A 17,454-nucleotide genomic window follows, 5' to 3' on the forward strand; every position below is an offset into this window, starting at 1 on the left:
AAAAGGCGGCCCCGCTGAGCCGCCTTGTCATCCGCTGCCGCGCTGGGCGATCAGCGCTGGGGCTGGGGACGATAGTTGCGATGCCAGACGGTGACGAAGATCACCAGGTAGCTGGCCCAGGTCAGCAACTGCAGGCCGGCTGGTGAGGCATTGTAGCCAAACAGGGCGCGCAGGAAGGTACCAAATACCCCCTGATCGTCGAGAATGTGACTGATGTTGAAGACCGGCGTCGTCCAGAAGGTGATGAGCCCGGCTGCTTGCAACATGTTGACGGCGGACGACAGCAGCCCGGCGGCGATGATGATGATGAGCAGGCCGGTCCAGCGGAAGAAGGGGGCCAGCGCCACCTTGCGGGTGGAGCGCAGCAGCCCCCACACCAGCACCACCGACAGCAGCAGGCCGCCCAGCGCTCCCATCAGCCCCTCGTGCAGATCCACCCCTTGTCCGGAGTAGACCAGGGCCGAGAAGAACAGCACGGTTTCAAAGCCTTCGCGCATCACCGCCAGGAAGGCGAGCAGCACCAGACCAAACAGGTTGCCGCCGTCGATGGCGGCATCGATGCGCGCCGTCATGGCCCCCACCTGGGATTTGGCCTGCTTCTGCATCCAGACCGCCATGTAGGTGAGCACCAGGGTGGCGAAAATCAGGATCCCCGCCATCAGTAAATGGTTGTAGCGCTCGCTCTCGAACTGGCTCACCACCACCTGGAACAGGAAGGCGACGACGAGGGAGGCAAGCAGACCCAGCCCCACCCCCAGATAGACGAATTTGTTGTAGCGGCTCGCCCCCAGCTTGGCGAGGTAGGAGAGGCAGATGCCGACCAGCAGGAAGGCTTCCAGCCCCTCGCGCAGGGTAATGAGAAAACTTGCAAACATCAGGATTGAGGCTCCGTAGCGGGCGTGACGGGGAGAGGCGGCAAGGTGAGTTGCAGCCGATTGAGTAGCACTATGGGTGGCTCCGGCAAGCTCGGCTCGGCGGCGCGCACCGCATCATTGACCCACTTGGGGTAGGTGCGGAAATTGAGTTTGATATCGGCCTTGAAGGGCCCTTGGGCATCTGCGGGCAGCGGCCAGGCTTCATCGCGCCAGCCATCTGCCGGGATGCGGGTATCTTCCAAGAGCTTGGCGTAGCGCCAGAACTTGAGCCCCACCGGCTTGCCCTCGGCATCGCCGAACACTTTTCTAAATAGCCGCGCATCGTCGGGCACGGCGCCATCCACCGGCTGGCCGCTGACAAGCACCTGCTTGCCGCTGGCATCGGTGACGGTCAGCTCCAACCAGAGTTCGCGGAAATCGGCGACCCCGGTGGGCAGGGCGTGGCCGGCGCCGGTATTGGCGACCCGCACCACCAGCTGCGGGCTAGCGGCCCCCTGCTCGATACGGGCCGAGAGGGTGGCGCTTGAGCGCAAGAGGGCCAGGCTCTCCTGCTCGAGGGTTGCACTTCTCAGCCCCACCAGCTGGTGCTGTGCGCCGGTGAAGTTGTGGCGGTAGAGCCGTTCTTTCACGGTGCCGTTTTCGGTGGACTGGCCAGCCACCGGCGCGCCGCCGTTGCCCGGTTCGGGGTTCATGTGGCAGTCGATGCAGGTGCGCCGCTTGGCAGGATCTTTGGCTTTGGCGAAGCTGGAGTTCTCCCACTCGTCCCAGGTGTTGACGATGTTGGCGCCGGTACCGGGGGCAAACTCGTTGTGGCACGACTTGCACAGGGCCGCGTCGCGGTAGAAATCCTTCTGGTAAGAGGCCTTGTGCATGGCGGGGCGGGCATTGATCTGCCGCTCCGCCAGCCAGTGCTGGAGGCTGCCACCGGCGGCATCCTCGAACACATAGCTCTCGCGGTCTTTCAGATTCACGGTAAAGGCGCTGTTGCCGCCGGCATCCTCGAGCCGGGTGATGCGATGGCAGAGCACGCAGCCGGTGCCTTCTTCCACCACGGGCTCGCCTGCTTTGTGGGCGGCAATGAGCGAGGCGCCGCCCTGCTCGAACATGTGAGAGCCCTTGGGCAGATCTTGCTGGCCGTTCATCACCTGCTGGGGCATGTGGCAGCCCTGGCACCACTGGCCGAAGGCTTCGCCCTCGGTTTCGCGAGCCAGCGCCTGCACCACCTTGTAGTAGGGGTGGGAGTTGCCCATCAGCCGGTGGTTGCTCTCGCTCCAGTCCTGGAACGCCTGTTGGTGGCAGTTCTGGCAGGAGGCGGAGTTGAGCCACTCCCTGGGATGAGTGGTCGGCGCCTTGGCAGGATCCCTGCGCGGGGCATCGAGCCGCAGCCAGTTGGCAAGATAGGGGAGGTTGCCATCGGCGGTGACGAAGGCGTGCAACTCCTCCATCATCGCCTTCACCTCGGGTTGGGGTTTGGCGGGGTCAACCGGCTCGGCGCCATCGCGGGTATCATGGCCCATGCCACCCTGGGTCTGCTGGGTCATGCGCAGGTATTCACCGATAAAGTCCCCCGCCACCATGTTGGCGAGGTTGGCGTGGCCGTTGATGGCATTGTCGCCGCTCTGCTGGCGGTGGGCCGCCATCAGATAGCGGTTGGTGAAGTTGAACCCGTCCAGATGGCAGGAGTTGCAGCTCATCCAGTTGTCCCCCGCCATGGGGAAGCGGCTGTTGGCGCCGTTGTTGCCGAGCGTGTTACCAAGATGGAACAACCGCTCGCCGCGTTTGAGCGGTTCGGGGCGCGGATCCATCTCCACCAGTTTGGCGAAGTGGGGCACATCCACCGTGACCCGGGCAAACGGGCCGCTGCCGCCGGTGTTGAGGCGGGTGAGATCCTGTCCCATGACGTTGTGCACCAGGATATGGTCGCCGTCTACAAACAAGTCCCGCGGATTCTGGCCCGGCAGGTGGCGAAGGAGCTGGGTCGCCTTGGCGCCCCCCTGGAACTTCTTGCGGCGGTGGCGGTTGCTGTTCTGCTTGCCGCTGCGCGACAGGTCGAACACCAGCAGATCTTCCGAGCCCGCCAGAGTCAGGTAGACCCGCTTGCCGTCGGCGGCGAAGCGTGCTGCGAACGGATTGGAGACGATCTGGCTGCGGTTGCCGACGCTGGGCAGGTTGATCTGCAAGAAGAGCTGCTTGCGCTCGTCCACCCGCTCTTTCTCTTCATCGAGATCGATGATGGAGACGGCCGGGAAGACGGTGCTCTGAAACTGGAAGGGGTGGTCGAAACTCCACAGCACGTGGGGCAGCCAGGCTTCGCTGCCATCGGGGGAGAGGGTGATGCCGTCCAGCAGGCGCGGCAAGCCCTGCGAGTCGCTTGGGGTGTCGCTGTGGGTCTCGGCGAGGGTGATGAGTCTGGGTTTGGGCAGGGTGGTCTCGAGCAGGGAGGCACCCTTGGCGCCGCTGCCCAGTTTGGCGAGATCATAGATGGCGAGCTGGCCGGTCATGGCGTGGGTGAGCAGCAGGCGATCGTCATCGGTCAAGGCCAGCCCGCGCGGGGTCTCGGCAGTGGCCACATCCAGCTGCAAGTTGCCCGCTGTGTCATAAGCCTGCAGGCGAGCGGATTCGAACAGCGTGACCCAGAACCAGCGCCGCTTAGGATCGAAGATGACCCCGTAGGGGCGATGGCCGGTGGGGATCGCCTTGTTCAGGTCGAGATCATCATCCAAGAGCAGCAGGCGATCGCCGCGATAATCGCTCACCAGCAGGGTGCCGTCGTCTGCGCGGGCCAGCTGGCGCAGATCGCCACCTAGTTGTGCCTCTTTGAGTCGCTTGCCGCTATTGCGCTCAAGCAGGGTGACCGAGCCGGCGCTCTGGTTGGCGGTGACAAGGCGCGGAGCGTTCCCCTCGTCATAGGCAATCATGGCGGCGCCCATCTCCTGGGCTGAGGCGGTCCCCAGCAGCAGGGCGGTCAACATCAGGGATAACAACAACTTCAACATAAGATCAGGTGCGCCATTTCAAGATGGTCCAGCGCCAGGCGTGGCGCAGCACCAGGGGAGTCAACGCGAGCGCGCTCAGCCAGTGGGCCCAGCTGGCAAGGTTGCCCAGGCTATCGCCCGGGGTGCCGTGCAATACCAGCAGCAATCCGCTGGCCAGACAGACCAGCAGCAAGGCCTCGATGATGCGGCCGGTGGTGCGCAAGAAAGGCTTGCGGCTTTTGCGCAGCAGGCTGCGATGGGAGAGCCAGAAGGCGCCGAACAGCAAGGGGAACAGGGTGAGCGAGAGGGCGACGTGCAGGAACAGGTTCCAGCGTGCCAGCGACCAGAGCGGGGTCAGCGGTTCCCACAGCAGCAGGCCGGAGAAGAACATCAGATAGAGGGAGCCCTCGGCGGCCTGATGGTGATAGGCCAGCCACTGCCAGCAGTGTCGTGGTGAGAGGGAAAGGCTTGTCATAGGTGCTCCAACGCCCGGGCACTGCAGCCCGGGGGAGCAAGTTTACAATGCAGGAAAGGTAATGAAAAGAGTTATCAATTCCGCTCTTGATGAATAAAGGCTGAATGAAAACCGGCGCTATTTGTGGTCCGCCAGCCGCTCGGTCACCGCGTAGATGAGCGCCGCGGTGGAGAAGGCGAGGAACACGATCACCGACCACTTCATCTCCACCTCGTTGCCGACCCCGTCATCCAGGAAGGCCTTGAGCACTTCAATCCCGGCGATGGTGACCAGGGAGTTGATGACGATGAGCTTGAGGGAGGCGAAGTTGATCTTGCTGAGCCAGTTGTTGCCGAGCGCCTCGCGCTGCTCCTGGGTCTGGATGAACTGCACATAGCCGCAGATGGAGACCAGGATCAGCATCTGGGCCACCAGCACGAAGTCCACTAGGGTGAGCACGCCGGTGATGAGGTCCATGTAGTGAATGCCCACGATGTCGATGCACAGGGCATAAAGCAGCATGGCGAATTTCACCATCAGTAGGGCCACGCAGACCAGAATGCAGACATAGAAGGGGAACATCATCAACCGGCTGCCATTGAGCATGAAGTTGAAACGGCGCATGAAAACTCCTGAAGAGGGTGAGGTTGCGCTGATTATGGCGCGGATCCGCCATCGAGGGCATCCCTGTTTGCGCACAGAGGGCTGATGGCAGAAGAGGTCGCATCAGCATAATGACCTGACACTTCGTCGGCATAGGCGCGGCTTTGTGCAACGCTTAGCAAGTCCAGCCCCCAGTCCTAAAGACCGGATATGCCCCAGAGTTGCGCCGGTCTTGGCCACTAACCATTCATCCTCCCTTGCTCCTCGTGAACGTCTCCATATTTCAATCTACATTATCTTACGCTAGAGCCACCAGTTCCGGTCTGAACATTCCCATGGGTTATATGGCAAAAGAACGGGAGCTTGGGCTAGATAGGGGTTGTGAAAACATCCAAGTTTAAATGTTAGTGAAATAAGCTGTTTATTGAATATTGTAAAGGCTGTTGTGCGGCTGATTACAAAACTGAATGCGCCCTTAATCAGTGATGAATTACTTTGTGTTTTACATCATTTTTGTTGAATATTTATAGTCTCAGAAAACCAATTTGCGTTGATGTATCTGGTGTTGATTTGTAAAATAACATTTCTATCAATTTAATTTTAAGTCGTGAGAGATAATGAATAATTCTGCTGTTGCTTTGAGTTTTTCTGTGTGTTTGGGTTTATCTGGTTGTGCTGGTATCATCAATGGCACAAGTGACAATATCACTGTTCGATCTGCTAATCCTAATGCAACCCTCTACGTTGATGGGATGAAGATGGGTAAAGATACCGTCATGTTTAACCAAAAACGTGGAAAAAAGACGATTCTTGAAGCTAAGGCTCCTGAGTGTTCAACTGGTACAGTTCATACGGATTGGCGTTTTGATGGCACCAGTTTGTTAGGGATCTTTATTGATTTTGGTATTTTTACAATTCCGATTGACTTTGCAACTGGTGGCGCAATGGCGGCAGAGCAGACAATTTACACTGTCAATCCTATTTGTTCAGAAAGCTAATGCTGAAAAGTAAAGAAGTTTTATTTTAAATTAATTTAATAAGTTATTGTAGATTTCACAGTTTATGACGTTGTTTCAGTGTGATAGATTCACAGAAATAGATAGGTTATCCTGATATTTTCCCATGCCCGTAGTTATCTTTACTGAGCAAGCCGCTTATTTAGCGGCTTTTTTCGTATGGCGAGATATTGTAGGCTGTCGTATCGGAGTGACGACCGCTACCTTGTCGCTACTTTACCTAACTCTTGGCAAATTCAGTAACAGCTCTAAAGACCGGATATGCCCCAGAGTTGCGTTGCGCTTGCCCGCTAACAACTCCTCTTCCTTTGCCCTTCGTTAGTGCTTTTATCTTCCAATCTGCGTTATCTCTACGCCAGTGCAACAGTTGCGGCCTGAACATCCCCATGGCTTCCAAGAAGAAAGACAGGAATCTGTGAACGGAGGTTTTTTGGAGGGTATTTACGTCAGGGGAGGGGATGACTTTTGGTTTGGGCTAGATCGTGACCCATTCACACGCTGAGCTGAGCTGAGCTGAGCTGAGCTGAGCTGAGTTGACCGGATCGGGACCGGAGCAATGATTAGTTGGGAGTTGAGTTGAGAAAAATAGAGCGTGTTGGTGGCTTACTACGAGAAGAAATTATGGGAGAGCATGCAGTAGTTGAGGGGCTGGATCAGCTTGTAATAATCAAAGCGACAGCAACGAAAAAGCCCAGCCATAAGGCTGGGCTTTCGAATGTGGCTCCCTCGACAGGACTTGAACCTGTGACATACGGATTAACAGTCCGCCGTTCTACCGACTGAACTACGAGGGAATTGGCTCCTCCTACTGGACTTGAACCAGTGACATACGGATTAACAGTCCGCCGTTCTACCGACTGAACTAAGGAGGAATTGCCTGTCTCGTCGAGACGGTGCGGATATTAATGGCCCATCCGCCGGGTGTCAACCCGCGATCCGCTGCAAAAAGGGGATTTTGGCCCGTTTGCCCAAAACTTGGCCGCTGCGGACTATTTTCAGCACAATCAGCAGCTTGGCGCTGGCCTCTCGGGCTCATCGAGACGGTTCAGTGGCATGAAGAGGGAATGGGCGAGGAGATGTCGGTGCCCGGGATAAGCAGCTGTCTTATGGCCGAGCAATGCAGATATAAAGGGGGGGGAGGGGCAGGGGCACGCATAAGGGCGGGATAAATTGGTTAGCAGGCGAAGTGAGTGTGCTGCGTAATGGTGAGAAAAGTGGTCGATATGCTGACAATAAACGCTAATTCTGCGTGGTAACGGCCATTCATTGATCCCGCCCATCGAAATATTTCATCGGCTGGGGTATGGTTGGCCAGGATACCATCGCCGTGTCGACAGCTCTGCCGGCCCTTGATGATGATCGGGCGCCGGTTCAATCCGGCCTTTATCTCCCTCTTCTGGTATTACGAATACATGCACAACCAAGCACCTTTGCAAAGCGTGAAGCTGGCCATTGCTTTACGCCAATCCTGTATTGACGAACCCTACAGCGTTCCCCGCTTCGGCCGCGACCTGATCGCCGGCATCACGGTCGGCATCATTGCCATTCCGTTGGCCATGGCGCTGGCCATCGCCAGTGGCGTGCCGCCGCAGCACGGTCTTTATACCGCCATCATCGCCGGCATCGTCATCGCCGTGACCGGCGGCTCCCGCTTCTCCATCTCGGGGCCGACCGCCGCCTTCGTGGTGATCCTCTATCCGGTGGCCCAGCAGTTCGGCGTGGGCGGCCTGTTGATGGCGACCCTGATCTCGGGCTTCTTTCTGGTGGCCATGGGGGTGGCCCGGCTCGGACGTCTCATCGAGTACATTCCGCCTTCGGTGACCCTGGGCTTCACCGGTGGTATCGCCATCGTGATTGCAACCCTGCAGATCAAGGACTTCTTCGGCCTGCACGTGGCCGAGATGCCGGAAACCTACATCGGCAAGGTCGAGGCGCTGGCTCATGCCCTGCCCAGCTGGCAGTGGGGGGATACGCTGGTCGGGATTGCGACCCTGGCGGTGCTGTTGCTCTGGCCGCGCCTGCGGCTGCCGGTGCCCGGTCACTTACCCGCCGTGCTGGTGGGGGTGGGCCTTGGCTTTGGCCTGCATCAGTTCGGGGTGGACGTCGCCACCATCGGCAGCAAGTTCAGCTATACCCTGGCCGACGGCAGCCAGGGCATGGGGATCCCGCCTATCGCGCCGACCCTTGTGATGCCCTGGGCTCTGCCGGGGCCGGATGGCTCGCCGGTGGAGTGGAACCTGGCCGCCATCGAGCGCCTGTTGCCCGCCGCCTTTTCCATGGCGATGCTGGGGGCCATCGAATCCTTGCTCTGCGCCGTGGTGCTGGACGGCATGACAGGTCGCAAGCACAGCTCCAACGCCGAGCTGGTGGGGCAGGGGCTTGGCAACATAGTCGCCCCCTTCTTCGGCGGCATCACCGCCACCGCCGCCATTGCCCGCTCCGCCGCCAACGTGCGGGCTGGGGCAACTTCCCCCATCTCCGGCATCGTGCATGCGCTGGTGGTGCTGGCGGCCATTATGGTACTGGCGCCCTGGCTCTCCTGGCTGCCGCTCTCGGCCATGGCGGCCCTGCTGCTCATCGTCGCCTGGAACATGAGCGAGGCGCACAAGGTGGTGGAGCTGATCCGGCGTGCACCCAAATCCGACGTGCTGGTGCTGCTGGTCTGTCTGTCGCTGACCGTCATCTTCGACATGGTCATCGCCATTACCTTCGGGGTGATCCTCGCCTCCCTGCTGTTCATGCGCGAGATTGCCAAGATGACCAAGCTGCACGATCTGGCGGATCACAAGCGCTATGCCCATGAAGTGCCGGAGCAGGCGCTGCTCTACAAGATCAACGGCCCGCTGTTCTTTGCCGCTGCCGAGCGGGTGTTCGGCGAGCTGGTAGCCCAGGTCAAGGGCCACAAGCTGCTGGTACTGCAGATGGAGGCGGTCTCCATCCTGGACGCCGGCGGGCTCTCCGCCTTCCTGCAGTTTGAAAAGCAGATGGCCAAGGCGGGGGTGCAACTGCGGGTCGCCGAGTTGCAGTTCCAGCCGCTCAAGACCCTGGCGCGCGCCAAGGTGCGTCCGGTGCCCGGTCAGCTGGAGTTTTATGGCTCGCTGGAAGAGGCGCTCAAAGGCGAGCACTTGCACGAAGCGACTGGAAATTGATGGAAAGGGATACGAAACGGCATGTTTTTAGTCACTTGGTTCGGATAATGAGCAAACGAACGCAAAAAGTGAAAAATTGCATTGACCGCATGCCGTCGTATCCCGTACATTACGCCCCGTTCCAGCGCAACAGCGCAGCGAACAGCGTGCTGGCTGAGCACGTTAAACAGCAGACCAAAATTTGGTGAGGTGTCCGAGTGGCTGAAGGAGCACGCCTGGAAAGTGTGTATACGGCAACGTATCGAGGGTTCGAATCCCTCCCTCACCGCCAAATTACAAAAAACCGACCTGATGGTCGGTTTTTTTGTTTTGGGCGCAGCAATATCCGTGCTCGCCACCAATTGGCAAAGGCCCCGTCGCAAGATGGGGCCTTTTGTTTATCAGGATACGGTTTGTCACCTCGCAGCGACCAGCCTCAGCCGTGCGGTTCCACCACCGTCATGGTAAAGCGCAGCACGCTGTCACCTGCGTTGCGATAAGCGTGGGGCAGGTCGGTGCGGGCCACGGCTGAACAACCCTGAGTGACGGCAAGCTCGCCCGCTCCCAACTGCAGTTGCAGGGTACCTTGCTCGACGTGAAACAGCTCCACCGTGCCGGGCGGGTGGCCGTCAGAGTCAAACTGCTCGCCGGGATGCAGCTGCCAGTGCCACAGCTCTATCATGTCCGGTCCCCGGGTGCCGGCCAGCAGGCGGGCCGAGCCGCCGAACGGGCCCTGCCACAGGGTCGGGATGGCTTGCGGCTCGATCAGGTGCAGCGTTGGGGTGCTGGCCACGTCGACGATATCGGCAACCGATACCCCGAGCGCGGCGGCCAGCTTGCACAGGATGGCGATGCTGGGATTGGCCGCCCCCTTTTCGATTTCGACCAGCATCCCCTTGCTCACCCCAGCCCGGCGCGACAGCTCATCGAGCGACAGTCGGCCCTGTTGTCTGTACTCCTTGAGCCGGCGGGAGACGGCGGCAGTAACATGCCCCACGTCGGCGCCGGCATCGGTCGTTATATTGACTCTCTTGGTCATCGGTCATTATCATGAAATAAAATAGTCGATATAAGGATATTCCATGAGATCGGTACAACCGTCAATCGATCCCGCGCTGGCGACGCTGGCTCCGGGATTTCGGGCTATCAGCATTACCCTGCAGACCGACGAGATCGTCAATCCGGCCATCGCTACGGAGGCGCTGGCGCAGGCCTGCCAGCGGGTTCTGCACGACCCCGCGCCCTGGACCGAGGCGCATCTGACCGCCTGGGCCGAGGTATTCAAGGGGTTTGGCGCCAAGCCCCAGCGTACTCCCTGTTCGGCGGATGCCCTGCGCAAGCGGGTGCTGCGTGATGGCGCTCTGCCGAGCATCGATCCCGTGGTGGATCTCTACAACGCCATCAGCCTCGCCTACGCCCTCCCGGTCGGCGGGGAAAACCTGGCCGCCTATGTCGGGATGCCCCGGCTGGTCATTGCCGATGGCAGCGAAGCATTTGACACCATGAAAGAGGGGGCGCCGGCGCAGGAGTGCCCGGAGGCGGGCGAGGTGATCTGGCGCGACGATCTGGGTGTTACCTGCCGGCGCTGGAACTGGCGTCAAGGGGTAAGAACGCGCCTGGATAGAGATGCCAGACAGATGTGGTTCATTCTGGAGAGCCTGCCAGAGATGCCGTTGGCGGCCTTGCAGGAGGCTGGTGCCAGGCTGGTGGACGGGCTGCGGCGCATGATGCCTGACGCCCGCATCGAGCAGAGCCTGGTCGGCTTCGATCTTCCTTGAACCGGGCAGCAGGGGGGCCCTTCATTCCAACGCTGAGAGGAAGGGCGTTCCTGCCGCGGTATTGCAGCTCCCGCCATGAGGAGAGGCCAACTTATTCCCTGATGACGGCATAACAGGGCCCACATCGCAGGCCCGTACCCGCTTGCTCAGGCCAGCTTCAACAGCGGCATCTGTTCGCGTTTGTCGCAGTGCGTGAGATGAACCCGGCTGGTCAGGCGGGTCAGCAGTTCGTAGGGGATGGTGCCTATCTTTTCGGCCACCTGTTCCACCGGGAGCCCTTCCCCCCACAGCGTTACCTCGTCTCCCACCTTGTCGCGGGCCGCCGGCCCCAGATCGACGGTGATCATGTCCATGGAAACCCGACCCACGATGGGTACCCGGCGGCCATTGATCAGCATGGGGGTCCCCTCGGGCGCCATGCGCGGATAGCCATCCCCATAGCCCGCCGCCACCACGCCGAGGGTGGTATTGCGATCCGCCACCCAGTGTCCCCCATAACCGACAGCTTCGCCCTGCGCGCAGGCGCGGGTGGCGATGAGCTGGCTCTTGAGGGTCATGACCGGGCGCAGGTCATGGTCGGCGGCGAGCTGACCGGCAAACGGTGAGGCGCCGTAGAGCATGAGGCCGGGCCGGATCCAGTCGCTGCGCGATGCCGGCCAGGCGAGGATGCCGGCGGAGTTGGCCATGGCCCGCTCGCCCGGCAGATGGGCAGAGAGGCGGTTGAACTCCTCGATCTGCAACTGAGTGGCCCGGGTATCCTGTTCATCGGACTGGCTGAAGTGCGTCATCAGATGGAACGGCTGCACCACGTTGCGACAATGGCTCAGCCGCTCGATGAAGGCGGGCAGCTCCTCGGCGCGCAGCCCGAGCCGGTTCATCCCGGTATCGAGCTTGAGCCACACCTTGATGGGGGCGGGCAGACTGGCCTGCTCGAGCAGTGCCAGCTGCTCCCAGGTATGCAAGGTGGTTTGCAGTTCGTGTTTCACCAGCAGCGGCAGCGCTTCGGCACTGAAGAAGCCTCCCAGCACCAGAATGGGCTTGGTGATGGCGTTGGCGCGCAGCACCAGTGCCTCCTCGACCCTGGCCACCGCATAGGCATCGGCCTGGGCGAGTGCATGGGCCACCGGCAGCAGCCCGTGGCCATAGGCATTGGCCTTGAGTACCGCGATGATCTTGCTGTGGGGGGCATGGCGGCGCACCACGGCGAAATTGTGCTGGAGTGCATCGATATCGATGCTGGCCGTAACTGTGTTCATCATGGGGTCGGGTGTCTGCTCGATGATAAGTTGGCTGCTGGTTTCAATCCTGATCCGGTGATCCTGGCTGCCGCGACGAGCAAACGGGGGGTCACTGAATCATGTTGTTTTATATGCTTTAAAATGTAAAAAGATGTTATCAGTTGTTTTTTTGTTGGTAAATTATGTGGCGAATAGGAATGTGTAAATGCGTAAAATACGGGATATTCCTCTGTATAAATTTGCCTGCCAACGCTTTCTCTGGCTCCCTATGACCCAGTATTTATCACTGGTTTTGTCCCTCCAAACGGGAGGGGAATGAGGCTGTTTTGGGCTGTTTCTGATGGATGGTTGAGCGGATACCGCTCTGATGTCGGCGCTCCAGCGCCGGCCGTCGTGAGCCCGTGGCAAAGAGGCAGGGTAAAGATGGGAGCTTGATGGCAGGATAAGGAGGAGGGGCCTGCCCGGCCCATGGCCGGGCAGGTCTCGACGTTTTTATTAGACCTTGAAGAACCCGATGCCCTGGTTGAGCTGCTGGATGATGGTGGTCAGCTGGGAGGCGTCATGATTGACGCTTTCGGCGGCGGAGACGTTCTCCAGCGACATCTGGGTGATCTCCTCCACCGACTGGGCGATGAGCTGGCTGGCGGCGGCCTGCTCGTGGAGCATGGAGCTTATCTCCTGGATCAGCTCCACCACCTTGCGGGAGCTCTGATCCACCTGGGCCATGGTTTCGCTGGATCCCTCGGTGGTCTCCCGCACCGTGCTCATGCTGTCGGAGCAGGCGTTCATCCCCTTGACCGCGCTGGTGGCCCCTTGCTGGATGGAGGTGAGCATCTCGTTGATCTCCTGGGTGGCCTGGGTGGTGCGCGCCGCCAGGGTCCGCACCTCGTCGGCCACCACGGCGAAGCCACGGCCCATGTCGCCGGCCCGGGCCGCTTCGATGGCGGCGTTGAGCGCCAGCAGGTTGGTCTGATCCGCGACCCCCTGGATCATCACCGAGATCTGGCTGATGCGGGTGATGTCGTCAAACAGCCCCTGCACCTGCTTGGCGGAGTCGTTGACCGCCGTGGTGACCCTGAGCACCTCCTGGGAGGCGTGCTTGACCTGCTTCTCGCCGGCCTGGGCTATCTCCCCGGATTGCATCACCACGCTGTTGGCCTGATTGGCAAACGAGGAGAGCTGGGAGACGGAGGTGGTGAGCTCTTCGACCGAGGCGGCCGTGTTGGCGGTGGCGAGGGACTGCTGCTGGGAGCTGGTATTGACCTGCTCGGCCGCCGCCCCCAGTTGGGAGGCGCTGGCGGTGAGGCTTTCGGCGGCATGCTGCATGGTCGAGACGATGTCGCGCAGGCTGCGGCGGGTGCTGATCATCGCCTGCTGCATGCGGGTCAGCTCGTCGTTGCCCTCGGCCTGATCCTGGGCGGTGAGCCGGCCCTGCGCCAGTTGCTGCAGATCCTGCATGATGGCGAGCAGCGGCTGGTTGATGCTGCTGCTGAGCAACCAGCCCAGCAGCAAGGAGAGCAGCACCGAGATGGCGAGTATGGTGTAGGTGGCGGTGGTGATGTCGCTGGCAATCACGTCGCTCTCATCAAAGGCCTGTTTGCCCAGCCCCTGGTTGATGTCGACCAGTTTGCTGAGCAGATCGTCCACCACCTGAAACGTGGTGGCGGCCTCGCCCTTCATCAGCTTGATGGCGCTGTCATTGTCGTTGGCGTAACTTGCCGCCATCGCCTTGTGTGCCGCTTCCTTGTAAAGCGGCCAGGCGCGGTCAAAGTCCGCCAGAGCCAGTTTCTCCGGTTCGCTCAGCTGGGTTGCCCGGTACTTGTCCAGCAAGGCGGCCATCTTCTGCTCGTGCAGATCCATATCCCTGGCAATCTTGTCCATGCCGCTTTGGGTCGGCTCGATGACGTAATCGAACAGCGAGCGGTTGTGATAGATGGCCTGCATGTTGGCGTTGGCGACATCCGTGATGGGGGTCAGGATGTTGAGGTACATGTCGTTGAGCATGTCATTGATGGTGTTGGTGTTTTGCTTGCCGTAGAGTCCGACCCCGATCAGGATGAGATTCAGCAACAGGAAGGAGACGATAAGCCGCGTCTTGATGGAGAGCTGGCGAAGTAGGTTGTTCATGGTAGCCTCATGCTTGTTTCAAGCGTCCATGCAGCGATGTCGATACTGCCGGTGTTGTTGTTATCCCGCCCTCTCAGAGCGGGGTTCCTCAATAGCGCAAAGGGACACGATTCAGGTCGCTCTGGCCTGCCATTCGGCAAACCATTTTTCAATCTGATCGACCGGCAGCGGTCGGCTGATGTAATAGCCTTGCGCCAGCTCACAGCCGAGCAGTGCCAGCTGTTTCCAGTCCTCTTCGGTCTCCACTCCCTCGGCGACCGTCTTGAGGTTGAGCTTCTGGCTCATGACGATCGCTGAGGTCAATATAGCCAGCTTCTTGGGGCTGCTATGGGCGTCGTGCACGAATTCCTTGTCAATCTTGATCTCGGTGAAAGGACAGCGAGATAGCTGCTTCATGGAGGAGTAGCCGGTGCCATAATCATCCATTGCGATGCCAAATCCCCGCAGTCTCAATCGTGCCAGAGTGCCCAGCGACATGGCGAGATTGGACATAAAGGTGGTCTCGGTGACTTCGATGATGATGGCGCTGCAGGGCAGTTGATGGGCCTGCACGATGGCAATCATGTTCTCGACCAGCTTGTCCGTCAGCAGCAGGCTGACCGGCATGTTGATGGAGCAGGTGGGATGCTCGGACAGTGCGCCTAGGGTGGTGAGTGCCTCGCAGGTGGCGTGCAGAAACTGGTAGAAGAAATCGAGCGCCAGCTGCCCCTCTTCCAGGTGGTGAACGAAGCAGATGGGGGGGATGACCCCGTGCTCGGGATGGATCCAGCGCACCAGCGCCTCGAAGCCGTAGAGACTGGCGTCCGCCATCAGCACCTTGGGCTGCAGAAAGGGGATCAGCTGGCGGTTGTCCAGCGCCTGCTGTACATCCTCGGCGGTGAAGGTGAGCTGCATCCACTTCTTGTTTTCCCGGTGCGCCAGCGGATCGCAATGCTGCAACATGTTGCGCAGATCGCTTTGTCGCAGCGGCTTTGACAGCACGCCGATCACCTCCAGGGTGCTGGCATCGGCGATGGCGTGGATCACGTCCAGCACGTCCCGCTCCACCCCGCTCATCACGGCCACGAACATCCGGTAGTGGGTGTTCTTCTCCAGGTTGCTGATGAGCTCGACCCCGTCCATGCCGGGCATGTTGAGGTCGGTCAGCAGCAGATCGATGCGCTCGAGCTGCTGCAGCTTGTTCAGGGCATCCTGGCCATCATGGGCAACGTGGATCTGGCCGAACCCCAGCTCCTGCAGCAGACAGGTCACTTCGTACTGCTGGGTGCGGGAGTCATCCACCACCATGGCACTGCGGCCTTGCCATTTTTCCAATGACATAATTACACGCCTCGTAGATCCGGACGGCTGAGCGTCTGGGTAATGTGGGTGAGGGACATGACTTCATCCACTCCGCCGTGGGCTATGGCCTCTTTGGGCATGCCGAATACCACGCAACTGGCTTCATCCTGGGCAATGGTGCGTGCACCCGTGTCGTGCAGCTCCCGCATGCCGCGGGCGCCGTCATCCCCCATGCCGGTCATGATGACGCCGAGGGCGTTGCGCCCCGCACTCACCGCCACCGAGCGAAACAGCACGTCCACCGAGGGGCAGTGACGGGAGACCGGCGGCCCCTCTTTGACTTCCGCCAGATACTGGGTGCCGCTGCGCTGGATCAGCAGGTGCTTGCCCCCCGGCGCTATGATGGCGACCCCGGGCAGCAGGCGATCGCCGGTCTCGGCCTCTTTCACCTCCAGCTGGGAGAGGCCGTTGAGCCGCTCGGCAAAGGAGGCGGTGAAGCGGGCCGGCATGTGCTGGACGATGGCGATCCCCGGGCAGGTGGCGGGCAGGCGGGAGAGCAGGTACTCCAGCGCCTGGGTACCACCGGTGGAGGTACCGAGCGCAACGATCTTCTCGGTGGTGCGAAAGGAGATCCGCTCCGCCGGCGGGGAGAGTACCTCGTCGGCATTGCGCCTCGGGGTGACCGGTAGCGGGGCGGCACCGGGCAGCAGATTGCGCAGCTTGGCACCGACGGCGCCCCGGATCTCCTGGATGAAGTCGTTGGCGGACTGCTGCAGGAAGCTCTTGATGCCGACGCTGGGTTTGGTGACGATGGATATGGCCCCCGCCGACATCGCCTCCAGGGTGATCATGGCCCCCTCTTCGGTGAGGGAGGAGCAGATGATGACCGGGGTGGGGTGCTCGGCCATGATCTTCTTGAGGAAGGTGAGGCCGTCCATGCGCGGCATCTCGATGTCGAGGATGATGACGTCGGGCCAGCACTTCTTCATCTGCTGCATGGCGAAGATGGGGTCGAAGGCGGCGCCAATCACCTCGATATCCTCCGCCTTGCTCAGCATCTGGGTCAGTACCTCTCGTACCAGGGCCGAGTCGTCGACGATAAGCACGCGTATGGTCATGGCAGCTCCTTGGGCTGAAGGGGCAGGCAGCGGTAGCGGGAGGGGGCCTCCTGCACCAGCGGCAGATCCTGCTGGCGGATGATCTCGGAGTGGCCGACCAGCAGGTAGCCGTCCGGGCGCAACAGGTTGCAGAGCTGCGTCAGTACCCGGGCCTTGGTCTCGTCATTGAAGTAGATGAGCACGTTGCGCAGGAAGATGACGTCGAAGTTGCGCTCCGGATAGTCGCCGCAGGTCAGCAGGTTGAGGTTGGCAAAGGTGACCTTGCCGGCCAGCTCCGGCTTGACCCGGATCTTGCCGGCGAACTCGTCATGACCGCGCTGAAAATAGCGCAGCCACAGATGGGGTGGCACGTGCTGGGCCCGCTCGACCGAGTAGACGGCGCGGCGGGCAAAGGGGATGACCCGGGTGTTGATGTCGGTGCCGTGGATGCTCCAGCGATCGTTGATGCCGAGCTGTTCGGCCAGCACCATGGCGGCGGAGTAGGCCTCTTCCCCGGTGGAGCAGGCGGCGGACCAGATCCGCAGCGGCTGGCGGCGAGTGGCAAGCAGCTGTTCGGCATGGTGCTTGAGCCAGCTGAAGTGCTGGGATTCGCGAAAGAAATAGGTCTCGTTGGTGGAGAGCAGGTTGATGGCGAGCTGCCGCTCGTGGGGATCGCTGGACTGATTGATCCGCTCCCAGTAGGAGTGATAGCTGGTGAGGTGCAGCGCCCGCAGCCGCTTGGCGAGCCGGGATTGCACCAGCGCCCGTTTGCAGGGGGCAAGATCGATGCCGGCCGAATTCAGGATGAAGCGGCGAAACAGATCGAACTCGCTCTGGCTGAGAGTCGGGGTGAGTTCGGCGGTGAAGGGGGGCGCCACCATG

Annotated in this window: 13 protein-coding genes and 3 tRNA genes; 4 read left to right on the forward strand and 12 right to left on the reverse strand. The window is 60.6% G+C overall.

The annotated features are described in order from the left end of the window. Positions 1 to 50: 50 nt before the first annotated feature. The 4 genes from ACB032_RS04175 to ACB032_RS04190 form a co-directional block, all read right to left on the reverse strand. Positions 51 to 875 (reverse strand): FTR1 family protein, encoded by an 825-nt coding sequence (locus ACB032_RS04175; RefSeq protein ID WP_039213490.1) that lies wholly within the window; start codon positions 873 to 875, stop codon positions 51 to 53. Further along, on the reverse strand, positions 875 to 3,871 hold the full coding sequence (locus ACB032_RS04180) for a YncE family protein (RefSeq protein WP_371137419.1): 2,997 nt from the start codon (positions 3,869 to 3,871) through the stop codon (positions 875 to 877). The genes ACB032_RS04175 and ACB032_RS04180 overlap by 1 nt, the downstream gene beginning before the upstream one ends. 4 nt (positions 3,872 to 3,875) lie before the next feature. Then, positions 3,876 to 4,325: a hypothetical protein gene (locus tag ACB032_RS04185; protein WP_005302000.1), complete on the reverse strand. Its 450-nt coding sequence runs from the start codon at positions 4,323 to 4,325 to the stop codon at positions 3,876 to 3,878. Positions 4,326 to 4,442: 117 nt separating this feature from the next. After that, a complete protein-coding gene (locus ACB032_RS04190; RefSeq protein WP_011706364.1) occupies positions 4,443 to 4,928 on the reverse strand; it encodes a YqhA family protein in 486 nt (161 codons plus the stop codon). A gap of 596 nt (positions 4,929 to 5,524) precedes the next feature. On the opposite strand from ACB032_RS04190, the gene ACB032_RS04195 reads away from it, so the two are divergent. Then, on the forward strand, positions 5,525 to 5,905 hold the full coding sequence (locus tag ACB032_RS04195; protein WP_371137420.1) for a hypothetical protein: 381 nt from the start codon (positions 5,525 to 5,527) through the stop codon (positions 5,903 to 5,905). Positions 5,906 to 6,641: 736 nt separating this feature from the next. Here the strand turns inward: ACB032_RS04195 and ACB032_RS04200 are convergent. Both ACB032_RS04200 and ACB032_RS04205 read right to left on the reverse strand, forming a co-directional pair. Continuing rightward, a tRNA-Asn gene (locus ACB032_RS04200) sits at positions 6,642 to 6,717 on the reverse strand. A gap of 2 nt (positions 6,718 to 6,719) precedes the next feature. Then, positions 6,720 to 6,795, reverse strand: a tRNA-Asn gene (locus ACB032_RS04205). Positions 6,796 to 7,275: 480 nt separating this feature from the next. On the opposite strand from ACB032_RS04205, the gene dauA reads away from it, so the two are divergent. Together dauA and ACB032_RS04215 are read left to right on the forward strand one after the other, a co-directional pair. Further along, complete coding sequence (gene dauA / locus ACB032_RS04210) at positions 7,276 to 9,072, forward strand: C4-dicarboxylic acid transporter DauA (protein WP_371137421.1); 1,797 nt, start codon at positions 7,276 to 7,278, stop codon at positions 9,070 to 9,072. A 183-nt stretch (positions 9,073 to 9,255) separates the two neighbouring features. Then, positions 9,256 to 9,343 (forward strand) — tRNA-Ser (locus ACB032_RS04215). Between the two features lie 144 nt (positions 9,344 to 9,487). Here the strand turns inward: ACB032_RS04215 and ACB032_RS04220 are convergent. Then, the gene (locus ACB032_RS04220) at positions 9,488 to 10,090 is read right to left on the reverse strand and encodes a helix-turn-helix domain-containing protein (RefSeq protein WP_201973924.1); all 603 of its coding nucleotides are present in this window, start codon (positions 10,088 to 10,090) and stop codon (positions 9,488 to 9,490) included. A 43-nt stretch (positions 10,091 to 10,133) separates the two neighbouring features. Between ACB032_RS04220 and ACB032_RS04225 the strand changes: the two genes are divergently transcribed. Then, a complete protein-coding gene (locus ACB032_RS04225; protein WP_371137422.1) occupies positions 10,134 to 10,829 on the forward strand; it encodes a B3/4 domain-containing protein in 696 nt (231 codons plus the stop codon). Positions 10,830 to 10,975: 146 nt separating this feature from the next. Here ACB032_RS04225 and alr read toward each other — a convergent pair whose 3' ends face one another. The 5 genes from alr to ACB032_RS04250 all read right to left on the reverse strand — a co-directional run bounded on the left by alr (position 10,976) and on the right by ACB032_RS04250 (position 17,453). Continuing rightward, positions 10,976 to 12,088, reverse strand: a complete 1,113-nt coding sequence (gene alr / locus ACB032_RS04230; protein WP_371137423.1) for an alanine racemase — start codon at positions 12,086 to 12,088, stop codon at positions 10,976 to 10,978. A 474-nt stretch (positions 12,089 to 12,562) separates the two neighbouring features. Beyond that, the gene (locus tag ACB032_RS04235; RefSeq protein WP_211067554.1) at positions 12,563 to 14,194 is read right to left on the reverse strand and encodes a methyl-accepting chemotaxis protein; all 1,632 of its coding nucleotides are present in this window, start codon (positions 14,192 to 14,194) and stop codon (positions 12,563 to 12,565) included. Positions 14,195 to 14,305: 111 nt separating this feature from the next. Then, positions 14,306 to 15,514 (reverse strand): EAL domain-containing response regulator, encoded by a 1,209-nt coding sequence (locus ACB032_RS04240; RefSeq protein ID WP_011706358.1) that lies wholly within the window; start codon positions 15,512 to 15,514, stop codon positions 14,306 to 14,308. A 2-nt stretch (positions 15,515 to 15,516) separates the two neighbouring features. After that, a complete protein-coding gene (locus ACB032_RS04245; RefSeq protein WP_029300494.1) occupies positions 15,517 to 16,593 on the reverse strand; it encodes a chemotaxis response regulator protein-glutamate methylesterase in 1,077 nt (358 codons plus the stop codon). Beyond that, a complete protein-coding gene (locus ACB032_RS04250) occupies positions 16,590 to 17,453 on the reverse strand; it encodes a protein-glutamate O-methyltransferase CheR (RefSeq protein ID WP_135320970.1) in 864 nt (287 codons plus the stop codon). The genes ACB032_RS04245 and ACB032_RS04250 overlap by 4 nt, the downstream gene beginning before the upstream one ends. Position 17,454 lies beyond the last annotated feature (1 nt).

The organism is Aeromonas sp. S5(2024) (assembly GCF_041403025.1).
Classification (GTDB): Bacteria; Pseudomonadota; Gammaproteobacteria; order Enterobacterales; family Aeromonadaceae; genus Aeromonas; species Aeromonas hydrophila.